This window comes from Vibrio iocasae (assembly GCF_042245395.1).
Lineage (GTDB): Bacteria > Pseudomonadota > Gammaproteobacteria > Enterobacterales > Vibrionaceae > Vibrio > Vibrio iocasae.
On the sequence record NZ_CP145310.1, the window covers coordinates 1,282,932 to 1,296,166 of the forward strand.

At 42.9% G+C, this 13,235-nt stretch carries 10 protein-coding genes; 3 read left to right on the forward strand and 7 right to left on the reverse strand.

From position 1 onward, the window contains the following. The first annotated feature begins 126 nt into the window (after positions 1-126). Complete coding sequence (locus tag SNR28_RS05785) at positions 127-1,149, forward strand: diguanylate cyclase (RefSeq protein ID WP_375748262.1); 1,023 nt, start codon at positions 127-129, stop codon at positions 1,147-1,149. 18 nt (positions 1,150-1,167) lie between these two features. Here SNR28_RS05785 and SNR28_RS05790 read toward each other — a convergent pair whose 3' ends face one another. Next, positions 1,168-3,084 carry a methyl-accepting chemotaxis protein gene (locus SNR28_RS05790; protein WP_375748263.1) on the reverse strand — a complete coding sequence of 639 codons (1,917 nt, stop codon included), beginning with the start codon at positions 3,082-3,084 and terminating at the stop codon, positions 1,168-1,170. Between the two features lie 244 nt (positions 3,085-3,328). On the opposite strand from SNR28_RS05790, the gene SNR28_RS05795 reads away from it, so the two are divergent. Together SNR28_RS05795 and SNR28_RS05800 are read left to right on the forward strand one after the other, a co-directional pair. Then, positions 3,329-3,649 carry a rhodanese-like domain-containing protein gene (locus SNR28_RS05795; protein ID WP_375748264.1) on the forward strand — a complete coding sequence of 107 codons (321 nt, stop codon included), beginning with the start codon at positions 3,329-3,331 and terminating at the stop codon, positions 3,647-3,649. Positions 3,650-3,884: 235 nt separating this feature from the next. Continuing rightward, a complete protein-coding gene (locus SNR28_RS05800; protein WP_375748265.1) occupies positions 3,885-5,765 on the forward strand; it encodes a methyl-accepting chemotaxis protein in 1,881 nt (626 codons plus the stop codon). Between the two features lie 119 nt (positions 5,766-5,884). Here the strand turns inward: SNR28_RS05800 and elbB are convergent, their stop codons facing one another. The 6 genes from elbB to SNR28_RS05830 form a co-directional block, all read right to left on the reverse strand. Then, positions 5,885-6,535, reverse strand: a complete 651-nt coding sequence (elbB, locus tag SNR28_RS05805; RefSeq protein WP_375748266.1) for an isoprenoid biosynthesis glyoxalase ElbB — start codon at positions 6,533-6,535, stop codon at positions 5,885-5,887. Positions 6,536-6,610: 75 nt separating this feature from the next. Beyond that, entirely contained in the window at positions 6,611-8,632 is a 2,022-nt protein-coding gene (fusA, locus tag SNR28_RS05810) for an elongation factor G (protein WP_375748267.1), read from the reverse strand. A gap of 248 nt (positions 8,633-8,880) precedes the next feature. Beyond that, entirely contained in the window at positions 8,881-9,678 is a 798-nt protein-coding gene (locus SNR28_RS05815) for an HAD-IIB family hydrolase (protein ID WP_375748268.1), read from the reverse strand. Positions 9,679-9,825: 147 nt separating this feature from the next. Further along, positions 9,826-10,944 carry a trypsin-like serine protease gene (locus tag SNR28_RS05820; RefSeq protein ID WP_375748269.1) on the reverse strand — a complete coding sequence of 373 codons (1,119 nt, stop codon included), beginning with the start codon at positions 10,942-10,944 and terminating at the stop codon, positions 9,826-9,828. A 123-nt stretch (positions 10,945-11,067) separates the two neighbouring features. Beyond that, a complete protein-coding gene (gene gcvT, locus SNR28_RS05825) occupies positions 11,068-12,183 on the reverse strand; it encodes a glycine cleavage system aminomethyltransferase GcvT (RefSeq protein WP_375748270.1) in 1,116 nt (371 codons plus the stop codon). A 104-nt stretch (positions 12,184-12,287) separates the two neighbouring features. Next, positions 12,288-12,911 (reverse strand): helix-turn-helix domain-containing protein, encoded by a 624-nt coding sequence (locus tag SNR28_RS05830; RefSeq protein ID WP_375748271.1) that lies wholly within the window; start codon positions 12,909-12,911, stop codon positions 12,288-12,290. Positions 12,912-13,235: the final 324 nt, after the last annotated feature.

Here is a 13,235-nt window from a genome sequence, read left to right on the forward strand (position 1 = left end):
AACTCTACACATATTCAACATTCATCACATCAATTGAATCAGGTTTCGCTATAGTATTGATATAAGTATTGGTTTAAATAGACCCTAATTTAATACTTACGATTGACTTCCGAGGGTTAACGGGTGATGAACAAATATAAAGATTGGAGAACCTATTTCCAACAAAGAGATAACCCAACCTCGCTACAGCTAGGTAAGCAAACTCTACTCGAACACTTCTGGCTAAACACCGATGACAATATGTTCGTCATGATTCTTGATAAGGATGGTGACTTTGTTACCGAAGATGTAAACCCCTCCCAAACCAAGATGCTCGGCCTTCCTCCAGATAAGATTCTGAACAGAAAAATGAAAGACTTCCTGGGAGAAGAACTGGCAAAGGAGTTTCAGGCTAAATATATGAACTGCCTGAGAAGAAACACCCCAGTCAGCTACTACGAGGCCTACAAAAACGCCAAAGGAGAAACGCTCTACTTTAACACTATGCTCATCCCTATCACCGATCAGGAAGATGGTATCCAGCGCATATTTGGTTTATCGAGAGACGTTTCGGAGCTATTAAGCACACAGACAGAGCTAGAAGAGCTCAACCAACAATTGGAAAAAACCGTTACGATACGGACCAGTGAACTGGCAAAGTCCAATGAGAAGTTAAAGAAACAAGCCTTTACTGATCAATTAACCGGAATCGGAAACCGACGCTATTTCTTTGAAAATGCAGAACAACTCCTCGAAGACATCGACTCTGAAATGGACTCTTCTCTTCTGTATCTCGACCTGGATCTCTTTAAATCCATCAATGATCGCTATGGGCATACCGTCGGTGACCAAATCCTGATTCAATTCTCAGAAAATCTGAAACAGACTATTCGAACGTCCGATATTTTGTGCCGCTTTGGTGGTGAAGAGTTCGTCGTCTTCTTACCCATGACGGATAAGGTTGGCGCGCTTGAGTTGGCAAGAAAGGTGCTTTTGTCGGTATCAAAAACACCCATTATCGTTGATGACCTGTCCATCAGCATAACCACAAGTATTGGTGTGGCCTCTGCCAGCTCACAGAGGCGCAGCCTGGACAGCTTGATTTTTAATGCGGATAAGGCGCTGTACCACGCGAAAAGAAATGGCAGAAATCGCGTGGAACAGTTTTAGTCATACCTATTTCAAGGCCTACAGTTTAAACCGATTGACGATTGCGCTCAGCTCCCCATTCACGTCACTAATATTTTCTGACTCTCTCAACGCCTGCTGACCATTAACGTCAAGTTCACCAACGATTTCATTAATAGCAGACATATTGCGGCTGAGTTCTTGTGTGACACTACTCTGCTCTTCTGCCGCGGTTGCGATCTGGGTACTCAAATCGTTAATTTCACCCACATAGGTCGTCATTGACTCCAGACTACCCGCAACCTCACCCGAGCCATCTGCTGCATCCTGACACCTCGCTTTGGTATTATCCATGGAATCAACCACCACCTGAGTGCCTTTCAACAAGCTACCAAGGGCTACTTCAATCTCTTCTGTGCTTTCCTTGGTTCTGCTCGCCAGATTTCGAACCTCATCAGCAACTACTGCGAATCCACGACCCTGCTCACCGGCCCTTGCAGCCTCAATGGCAGCGTTCAACGCCAATAAGTTCGTCTGCTCGGCAATCTCCCCTATTACACTCAAAATTGTATTGATACCCTTGGTTTCATCACTCATCTTCTGAACATTCAATGCGGATTCATCAACATCAGCGATCAGTGCAGATACCGTTTGTTGAGAGCGCTCTACAATTCTTCTGGACTCATTACTGGTTTCGTTGGCTTGTTGGGTAAGGTTTGCAGTATTGGCAGCATCGGTAGCCATAGATTCCGCAGTCGCATTCATCTCTTCAATTGCAGTCACTATCTGCTCAGTTTCCGAAACATGATTCTGAATGATTTCACTATTTCGGGAAGACTGATCTTTCAAACTTGATGCATTGTTCTGCAACTGATTAGTCGCTTTTTGAATATCAAGCATCATGTTTTGCAAGCTTTCAATGAAGGTATTAATCCCGTTAGCGATTTGTCCGAGATCATCATTATTTTTCACTTCCAAACGCTGTGTTAAATCTCCGTCACCACTCGCAAGATTCAATACCGTTTCTTTAAGGCTAAGAATGGGTTTATACATAATCTGAATGATAAAGTACGCTACTAAAACACTGATAATCGTCACTATCAAACCAACGAAAATAGCGTCCCTTTGAGCGCTCGCTAATTCAGCGAAAGCCACTTCTGTATCAACACCAATTGCAAAGTACCAGGTTTTATCGGCGACATTAACTTCGTGTGAAAAGAATATTTTGTCTTTTCCATTTAATGAGTACTCTAAAACTGCACTTTTACTATTGACTGCTTTAGTCGCTGCATCACTAAACCATTCGTAATCTGTTCCTTTCTCACCCGCTTTTATTGCATCAGAAGAGGAAGCAAGGAAGGTGGTATCCTTGTTCAGAATCACTGCTGTCGAACCTGGGATATCATTAGACTCTTTTACCAGTTCAGCCAGAAAGCTTAGCTTCATATCTGCACCAAACATGCCGCTTTGCGTTTTCTGGACAATACTTACCCAGTAGATGCCCGGGTCAGCACTATCTGCATAAGGGTCGGTCATGGAAGGCTGAACAGCATTTCTGCCCGACTGATAGAAACCTCTGGTTCTGATATCACCGTTATACTGGTTGTCGGGCCAGGCGTTACTGCTCTGGTTCCAATACGCATTACCATTCGATTCAAACCCAATAAAGGAGCTCCCTGTATTAAACGCTCTTGCCAGAATTCTGGTGAACTCAACAAACTCTTCTTTGTTGGTGCCTGGGAATGGTTTGTTTTTATACAAGTCACCTATCTTTCGAACACCTTCTACCGTCTCACCTAATCTGGCTTCTATCAGCTTTGCTCTGTCTGCAACATAATCGGAGCTCCTGCCGATAATCATCTCTTCGAGCAGTGCTTTCTCTTTCACATAAGATACATACCCTGAGACAGAAATAGATAGTCCAACCAGCAACATTACGGAAATAAGCAATAACTGTTTAAAACCAATTTGCTTCATAATCACATTCCATTTTTAAGTTAAAAAAATCTTTTAATCTATATAGTTAAATTTAGTTGCTAGTTCCTGTTTCATCCAATTCTAACGCACAAGTTTTTTAATCAAATTAGTTATATAAAACTAATACCATAATGCTTATATAGACATCCGGCTTTCAGTTGCTATCATTTGGATCTATAAATTATTGCAATCAAATGAGGTCATTGTGTTTAAAGGGAACTTTCAAAAATTAATGCTGCCATTAATGTTTCTTCTATTTTCTGTAAGTTCAGTTGCTTCCGAGCGAGCCGAGATAGCATGGGAAAAAATAAAAGGCGGTGCATTATTAGTGGATGTAAGAACACCGGGTGAATACAACGCCAAGCATCTTATGAACTCCGTCAATCTCCCACTCAATACTGTTGGTCATGCCTTTAAGGATATCGATAAAGATAAAAACATTGTTGTCTATTGCCGAAGTGGGAATCGTTCAGGTCAGGCGAAGGCCTACCTGGAACAAATTGGCTTTACCAACATACACAATGGTGGTGGTCTGGAAGAGCTGATCCAGTCCTATCCAAATTAATATATAAGATATCCGTTCTGTATATTTTGTAGTGTGACTCGCAAACAATATTCCGCGAGCTGATAGGCTCGCGTGAAATGATTCGCATTAATATCAACAAACCTTTCTTACTATAAGCTACTCATTCAACTACTAAATACCCCGTGATAATTTAGGCCGCTACAACCAGAAACCAACACACCTATTACTTGTGTAGTGGTCAGGCTCTTATCTTGTCATACGGAGTATAGTTCTGATGAATAGATTCAAAGTAAAAATTTCTGCAACCTTAAGTATGATAATCACATTTATCATCACTGTACTTATCACCCTCAACTATCTAGCCTTCCATGCGGAAAGCGTTTCTTTAAACAAGCAGATACTCCATGAAAGAAACGCTTCCATCAACACTGAGTTAAACGAAATTACCGAGGGCTACCTTAATGCGTTGCGTTCACTCAGCTTCACTGAAGCGGACATCATGGGAGCCGACCTATCGCAACGGGCACTTATCCAAAAAGATATGCTTTACCGCAACTTGCAAGAAGTCGCAGACAACACTTACATATTCAGACGCAATGGAGATATCTACAACTCTGATGGTCACTTACACGAATTTAATGTTAAGGACCTTGGCCGCCACTATCACAAAGCCTTATTCGAAGAAGGCAAAGAGTACTATATTTCCGACCCTTATAATTCAGCTGAAACCGGCAATGAAGTGATGGCATTCGCCTACAAAATTAATAACAACACAGCGACTTTGGCAACGGTTCGTTTAGAAGAAGTTCTAAGAGACATCGCTCTTCAAGGCAATTTGTTTATCTACACAGATGAAGGCACTATTCTTCTTTCCCCTTACGATAACCTTGTTGGCAAAAACATATTTAATGAACGCCCCAACTATCGAAACTTCAATTTAAACAACCGTGAGTTAAGCTATGTTGCCGAAGTGAATGGTGTTGAGCAGTCGTACACCTCATTTTATGGTGAAATCGAATCATCGAGCTGGCGCATTGTAAACTTTACTGCTGACAAGGAGATCGTCGATGGAGCCCAGGCTCAATTAATTTCTGCACTTGTCATCGGCATGATTAGCCTGGTAGTTGGTTGCGCTATCGCGGTTTTCACTCTGGTAAAACTTGTTATCAAGCCTGTAGGCGGTGCTCCTGATGATATTGCAAAAATCATGGAGCAGATGGCACAAGGTAATCTCTCGCAAGACCTTCAAATTACGGGTCAGGAAACCGGTATTTATCGCTCATTGATCCACCTCTCTAACCAGCTATCAGATCTGATTAAAAACTCCCATGGAATATCTGAAAGCGTTTCTTCTGCCTCTGAGCAGTTAAACGTCATTATGAGTGAAACTAAGTCAAACTCTGAAACAGAAATGAAACAGGTAGAACAGATTTCCACTGCAATCAACGAACTTTCAACAACCTCTCTGGAAGTGAGCGATCAGGCAGCCTTAACAGAAGAGGCGACTAAAATCGCGAGAAACAACGTTGTTAGCGGTAAAGATATTCTGGATCAGAACATCAACCTGACAGAGCAGATAAATACTTCTGTAACGGATAGCGCTACTATTGTTGAGGATCTTCGTCGATTTGCAATGGAAATTGGTACCGTGACTGAAGTTATCACGACTATTTCTGAACAGACCAATCTGTTAGCTCTGAATGCAGCAATTGAAGCCGCTCGTGCAGGAGAGCAAGGTCGCGGTTTCGCTGTCGTGGCGGACGAAGTCAGAGAGTTAGCCTCCAAGACCCAGGCTTCAACGGTTAGCATTCAAGACATTATCAGTAAGCTTCAAACCCAATCAGAAATTGCGACCTCTAACATGACTGAAAATGTCCTTCTCATCGAAAAGTCTGTTGAACTAACAGAAGGTGTTAAAGCCTCATTTGAGTCAATTTCTTCAGCCGTAGATAAAATTTCAGAAGTCAGTACTCTGGTTGCCACCGCTTCACAGCAACAGCATGCCGTCACAGAAGAGATATCCGTAAACACCACGACTACCTTTGACCTTGTACAGAAAAATGCATCTGCCATTGAAGAGACGCTACAAGCTTCCAAGGAACTGGCTCAGCTTGCTGAGACTCAAAAGAGTGAACTAAGCCACTTTTCGGTGTAGAAAGTACGTACCTCTGATAGTAAATGAATCCACATACCAAAAAGCTCTGACCACAAGATCAGAGCTTTTTCACATCTGGTTCATGACAACTCAGCATTGCTGGATAGCAATTAGCTGCACTAGCTCATAGACAACACTTTGCTCACTAGCTTATCAATTCCCGATTTTGCTTCAGAAATGCTGTTAGCTAGCATGTAAGCGGGCGTACTCACAACTTTGTTTTTCTCATCCGCCACGATCTCATCCACAGGGCAATCGATATGCACACCACCAAGTGTTTTGATCACTTGCGCTGTCGCCTCATCATTTCCTATTGTGCATCTGACACCAGGATGAACTTTTGGCATGAGAACTGGTGCTATGCACATATACCCGATTGGTTTGTCAGCATTTTTAAATGCGAACAGTGTCTTCTCGAATCCAGGATCTATTTTTAACATATCTGCGCTAATCGCAAAATCAGATAAATTCTTCGCAACACCAAATCCACCGGGTACCACAAGTGCATCAAAATCATCGACATTTAACTTATCTAAAGAAAGAATATTCCCGCGAACTATTCGCGCGGCCTCTACCAGAACATTTCTGCCTTCTAACAACTCCTGGCCATTGTTGTGTTCTACGACATGAAACTGATCTTTATCCGGTGCAAACGCCTGATACTCTGCCCCCTCCTGCTCTATCGCAAGTAAAGTTAAAACGACTTCGTTTATTTCAGCACCATCAAATACGCCACAACCTGATAGCACAACCGCGATTTTCTTGCTCATGGCCGTTTCCTTAATCCTTATTTTTGCTCGTGATTAAGGCGGGACTTGCCCGCCTTAGTTCCACTTCCCTAGACGCTATTTCTCTTCGGCTGCTTCTGCGCAAACGCGCTTTTGAACGGCCGGAGGCGCTGGCTCATAATGGCTAAGCGTCATGCTAAAGCTACCTTCACCACCCGTTAGTGCTCTTAACCTTCGAGAATAATCCTGCAGCTCGTTAATCGGAGACTTAGCTTTGAGCAGCGTGAAGTTTGCTGACTCAGGATGGGTACCCTCTATCAAACCTCGATTACCAGAAAGGTCTCCAGACACGTCACCCACCGCACTAATTGGAATATGAAGATCCATCGCAACAATTGGTTCCAGCACAATCGGCCCTGCTTTTTCTACCGCATCAAGGAAAGCTTTCTTACCAGCAATAACGAAAGCGATCTCCTTAGAGTCAACCGAGTGGTATTTACCATCAAAGACGGTTACTTCAATATCCTTAATTGGGTTACCAGAAATAGCACCTTCTTCCAAAGCCTGACGAATACCCTTCTCAACGGCCGGAATCAACGCAGTAGGTATAGCGCCGCCCACGACTTTATTGACAAAGCTAAAGCCTTCTCCCCTTTCCAGAGGACGAACTTTTAACTGAACCTCACCAAACTGCCCTGCACCACCGCTCTGTTTCTTATGACGGTACTGACCTTCTGCTGGTTTGGTGATTGTTTCAAAGTACTCAACGCTAGGCTGGCTGGTTTCGACTTCAAGTTTGTAGACGCTTTCCATCTTTTCTAACGCTACTTTCAAGTGAAACTCACCTTGCCCACTCAACAGGGTTTCATTGGTTCTGACTCTGTGCTCGATTCGCAGAGAAGGATCTTCGGCTTCTATTCGCCCTAACACTTCAGAAAGCTTCTGCTCATCACCACGCTTCTTGGGTCTCACAACCAGGCTGTACATTGACTGAGGGAAATTCAACGTGCGCATATGTACACCATCTTCATCGTGTGAATCATGCACAACAGAATCAAAGCCCAGATCATCGACTTTCGCCAATACGCAAAAATCACCTGCGATGGCTCTGTCTATTTCGATGCGATCCTTACCTTGCAATTGATACAAATGGCCGACTTTGAAAGCTTTGTTGCTTTCACCAACATAAAGCTGGCTACCTGCATTAATCTCACCCTGGAATACGCGAAGGTATGCCATCTTACCCATGTATGGATCTACCGTTACTTTGTATACATGTGCAACAGTATGTTCGAGAGTTTCACAGTCCACAGGAATTTGCTTGCCATTTTTCTCTAGCAATGGAGGGTTACCTTCGATAGGCATTGGCATGATTTCGCCAAGTGTCTTGAGTAACAGTTCAATCCCTACATTTGTTTCTGATGAAACAAAGCAGATAGGAACGATGTGCCCTGTTCTTAATGCTTCTTCAAACGGGTCATGTAGCTGATTTGGAGATAGCTCAGAACCTTGTTCGAGGTACAACTCCATCAGCTCTTCATCGACTTCAATGACTTGGTCAACGAGTTGTTCATGAACAGAAGTCACATCATCGAACAGTGTCGGTTTGTCGTATTCCGGCTCGAAATAGCAGTCGACAACACTCGCGCCATCTTCGGATGGTAAGTTAATAGGTAAACAACAGTCACCAAATCTGTCCTGGATTTCTGAAACCAACTCTAGCGTTTTGTTCGGGTTCTGATCTACTTTGTTGATGACGATCATCTGGCATTTCTGTTGTTCTTTACCAAACTCAAATAGACGATCAGACACCTGACTTAAAGGCGTGTTGGCATCAAGAACTAATGCAGTGGTTTCTACTGCCGGAAAGATACTAAATGTGCGGCCAAGCAACTCTGCTTGTCCGGGAGTATCTATGATGTTCATTCGATGTTTGTTGTGGGTAAGAGTAACGGGGGTTGCTTCGATAGAGTGATGATACTGAATAGACTGAGCGTCAAAGTCAGTGACAGTGTCACCAGAATCTACACTCCCTAATGATGTGGTTGCCTTTGCTTCAAATAGCAAGCGCTCAACTAGGCTGGTTTTACCGGTACCAGTTTGGCCAACAAATGCAATATTGCGAATTCTGTTTGGCATACAGACCTCCTAAAAGCTGGAAGATAAAAGAAATTTAAATACAAAACTTTCTCGGAGTTGGCGGTGGCAAACCGCCTACTCGTCTTCCAGGTCATTTTTCGGATGGGTATATGCATTAGGTATTAGTAAATAATCCATTTCAAGCAATCCTGTGTTATAGCTTGAACCTATTTACTAATAAAAAATGTGATTTATTTCATAGGTGTGATGCTTATGTGATGGCAGAGTTAAAAAATGCCACCTAGGTATCAGATTCTTTGCTCTATAAGTTCAGCAACACTATCAAATACTTCTAGCGCAACTTCCTTTACCTCAGGTTTAGCATTGTTGACGGCATATCCATTAAATGACTCAAGCATAGGAATGTCATTGTAATCATCGCCTATCGCCAGTACTTCATTCACTGAAACCCCAGCATGTTTGGCAATCGTTTCAATACCACTCGCCTTACTGATGCCTTTAGGGACGATATTGATATAGTTCAAGTTGATAAACACCTCGACGATATCTGAGTAAAGCGACAGTATTTCTTCCCTTATCTTAGTTGCCTGTTCAAAATCAGAGCTTAAGCCACCAAGAAGTAGTACTTCCCCTTCTAGTGACTCTTCTACGGTCTTGGAGTAAATCTTCGAGTTACGCTCAAACGCCTCACGCGCGACCGGATCGGTCTGACTATTTTGACGATTCGTAAAGTTACACCCATCAAAACCGTTGGACACAATTAACTCGTCACCAAAGTACTTTTTGAGCATTGCGGCAATCTCTTTTGCCAACGGATTTTCAATGGCACTTTTGAACAGCACATTGTCATCTTTGTCGACAATAAATGAGCCATTAAGCGACACTAGATAATCGTAATCGACATCTCTCACCTTTCTTTCATAACCAATGCTCGCAGCATCACGACCAGTGCTAATTGCAAACAGGTTTCCTTTTGCTCGCCACTTTTCGACGGCTTCCAGGTTAGCCTTCAAGGCGTCAGGGTTGGTTTTATAAAAATATGTCTTGTCGTAATCGCTGGCGAGTAGTTGTTTAGCGCTTGTCACAGTATTGCCTATCTAAGATTTTGAGAGTCGCTAATACTAACAAAAGTTGCGGGTGAGTTTAATACAAATTAAATACGTATCTTTTGGAAGCAATAAAAAACCACCTAATTAATTAGGTGGTTCTATACACATCATTTGATTGATGGCTTATTTGTTCTTTCTACGTAAAAGCGCCAGACCAGTTAATGAAAACAAGGTCCACAGTGGTATTGAACCGCCGCCGCCAGAAGATGCTGTAGAGTTATCATCCGGTGCTGGTGTAGGAGTTGCTGGAGTCGAATACTTGTAACTATATTCACCTTGTCGAAACGCTTCTCGCTCAGCTTCAGTATATGTATATTTCGCTGTCAAAGCGCCACTAGTAGCATTATTTATCCAAGTTTTAAAGTCTATCACCTCTGAAAAGACCGACGTAGAACCATATCCAGGATCAGGTTCACCACATTTTGTTGCTGGAGCAAAGCTAGCAACTCCAACCACTTTTTGTGTACCACCATCGACCCAATATAGCGGCCCACCAGAGTCTCCTTGACAAACACTGGCTTCAAGATTTTCTCCAGCTGAAACACTAAACGATATATCCCCTGCCATACAAAGGTTCTGAGCGGTTTGATTGGTGTAGTTGCAACTCGAGTTAGGGACATATGTCAGGGTTGCAAACTGTAAACTCGTAGTGTTATCAACACCCGATGAAGTATTACCATGCCCTACTGCTGTAAAGTTATTGTTGTGTCCACTTTCTCTATAACCACCACTTGTTGTTGCATCATCACCCGTAGCAGGTAGAGTTGCTGTATAAGAACCCGTCAGAGAAAAGTTTGTAAGAGGGGATTCTAGTTTCAATACCGCAACATCGTTCAAAAGAGTTGTATCGTTATAACCATCTGGATAAAAGACTTCAGAAACTCTGACTTTGGGCGTAGAAGAGTTAGTCAAATTACTTAAAGACTCATCTAACAATTGCGGATAGACATAAGTAAACAAGCCGTTTCTTTCGTTTGAATTACTGCTTATGTAAACGCAATGTGCTGCTGTTAAAACGTGGTAGTTGTCTAGAATTATTGCTCCACAATAGCGACTATATAGATAGCTCCCATTGTTATAGTCCACCCAAGCTACAAGTCTTGCGTAAGACGGATAAGCTGTTATTGCAGCGTCACTTCCATTAACAATTAATGGGGAAAACGCCTGGTCTTCCGCATAGGTAATAGTGTTATAAGACAACGCCGCAAATGCCACTAACCCTAAAATACTCTTCCTTTTCATACAACTACCCTAAAACAACATGAAAAATCATAGTACCCGCTTCTTTGTATTATGAGAAATACAAAAAAGCAGGCTACCTATAATTATTGGCTATATGCCAAATTTTTCACTATATGTTTTGACTTAACCACGGTAATAGTTTTGTGGTACGAAAGGCATTTTAGTCACTGTCATCGCTAGCTTCTTGCCGCGAACTTCAGCATAGACTTCGGTCTCTAGCGCTGCATATGCTGTTTTAACGTAGCCCATTGATACAGGTTTGCCTGCATTTGGCCCAGCAGTACCACTGGTTACGATACCGATTTCATTGTCATCAGCGTCGAACAACTTGCAGCCTTCACGCACAGGAGCCTTAGTTTGACCGACCAGCCCTACGCGCTTACGTGCAACATCTTTGGTTTGAATCTGATCCAAAATGATATCAGCACCAGGGAATCCACCAGCACGTTCACCATCCGTTCTACGGATTTTGCTGATACCCCACAACAAGCTTGCTTCTACCGGAGTAGTAGTTGTGTCCAAATCGTGTCCATACAGACAGAGTCCACATTCAAGGCGCAGTGAATCTCGGGCACCAAGTCCAATCCACTCTACCTCTTCATAATCTGTTAACTTAGCGGCAAGTTCAGCGGCCTTGTCTTCAGGTACAGAGATTTCATAACCGTCCTCACCCGTATATCCACTGCGACTTACGTAGCATTCAACACCATCAATTTCGATGTTCTGAGCATCCATAAAGACCATATCTGCAACAGCAGGTTGAAGACGCGAAAGAACTTCTGCAGCTTTAGGACCTTGAAGCGCTAGCAAAGCTCTGTCTTCAATGATTTCCAGCTCTACACTTTCTGGGAGGTTAGCTTGGATATGTGCGATATCCTGAGTTTTACAAGCCGCATTAACGACAACAAAAAGGTGGTCACCAAAGTTGGTCACCATCAGGTCATCCAGAATACCACCCTGCTCATTTGTGAAGAACGCGTAACGCTGTTTCCCGGCAGGAAGGTCGATAATGTCTACAGGTACCAGAGATTCCATCACCTTCGCAGCATCATCACCTTTGAGGCGAAGCTGGCCCATATGAGATACATCGAACAAACCAGCCGCATCGCGAGTGTGAAGGTGCTCTTTCTTAACACCAAGTGTGTATTGAACTGGCATATCATAGCCAGCAAATGGCACCATCTTAGCTCCTGCTTCTACATGTAATGCGTGAAGCGGAGTTTTTAATAATTCTGTCATGCTTCCTCCTTAAAGACCGAAAACCTGCGCCCAAGTTTCCAATAGTGAATAAATTTACTTTCGCAACATTAATAGCAGATAATCGGAGGAGATGACAAGAAAAACTATTTTGCAGTTACCCAGAGAATGAGTGCATCTTTTTCGCTAACCGAAGCCAGCATATGCCCCATACTCGCATCGTAGTAAACACTGTCCCCTTCCGCGAGATTAATAGGTTCATAAAACTCTGTGAACAAGGTCACTTCACCTTCAAGTACCAATAAAAACTCTTCGCCATCATGCTTAACCCAGTCTCCGTAGTCTTCAAAACTTCGAGCACGAACGCGAGTCTTAAACGGCATCATTTTCTTATTGGAAAGTTGGGTTGCAAGCAGCTCGTGCTCGTAAGTAGAAGTGGGATGAGGCTTACCCTGCTCTTTCTTTGTGATATCCCTACGCCCTGTTGCAACCTGGGTTTTGGGCGGTTCGAACAGCTGAGGCATATCAATCTGAAGGCCAGATGCAAGTTTTTGCATCGCCTGGAAAGTGGGAGATATCTGTTCATTTTCTATTTTAGACAACGTTGATCGAGCAAGCCCGGTACGTTGACTCGCTTCTTCCAATGTAATCCCCAGTTTAGAACGGATGTCTTTTATCTTCTCGCCAAGTTTCAAAGGCTCAATATTTTCATCAACCTGCTCTCTGGCAAGTGTCATCGAGGGGTATTCATCCATGTTTTCGTTAGGCATAGAACTCTCTTATTCAGTACGTGCTCTTGCATTTTCACACAAGGAAACCAGTTTTCAAGTGCTCATACCAGTATGGCCCTATTTTGGTGCATCGCAAGAAATAAATTTCCAATAGGAAATTTTGTTTGATCAATGCTTCCAGTCGCTGTATGTTACAACCATGTTAGATGATAAAGAAATCACTCAAGCAAACGAATGCGCGGACAATTAACGTGCGAAACAAGAACTAAAACCAACCAGTTTCACAATGCTAGAGCTAGATCACATCTAACCAGACAATTTAACCCTGTCAGTAACAATTTCCAAAAGGAAAGCTATGATCTG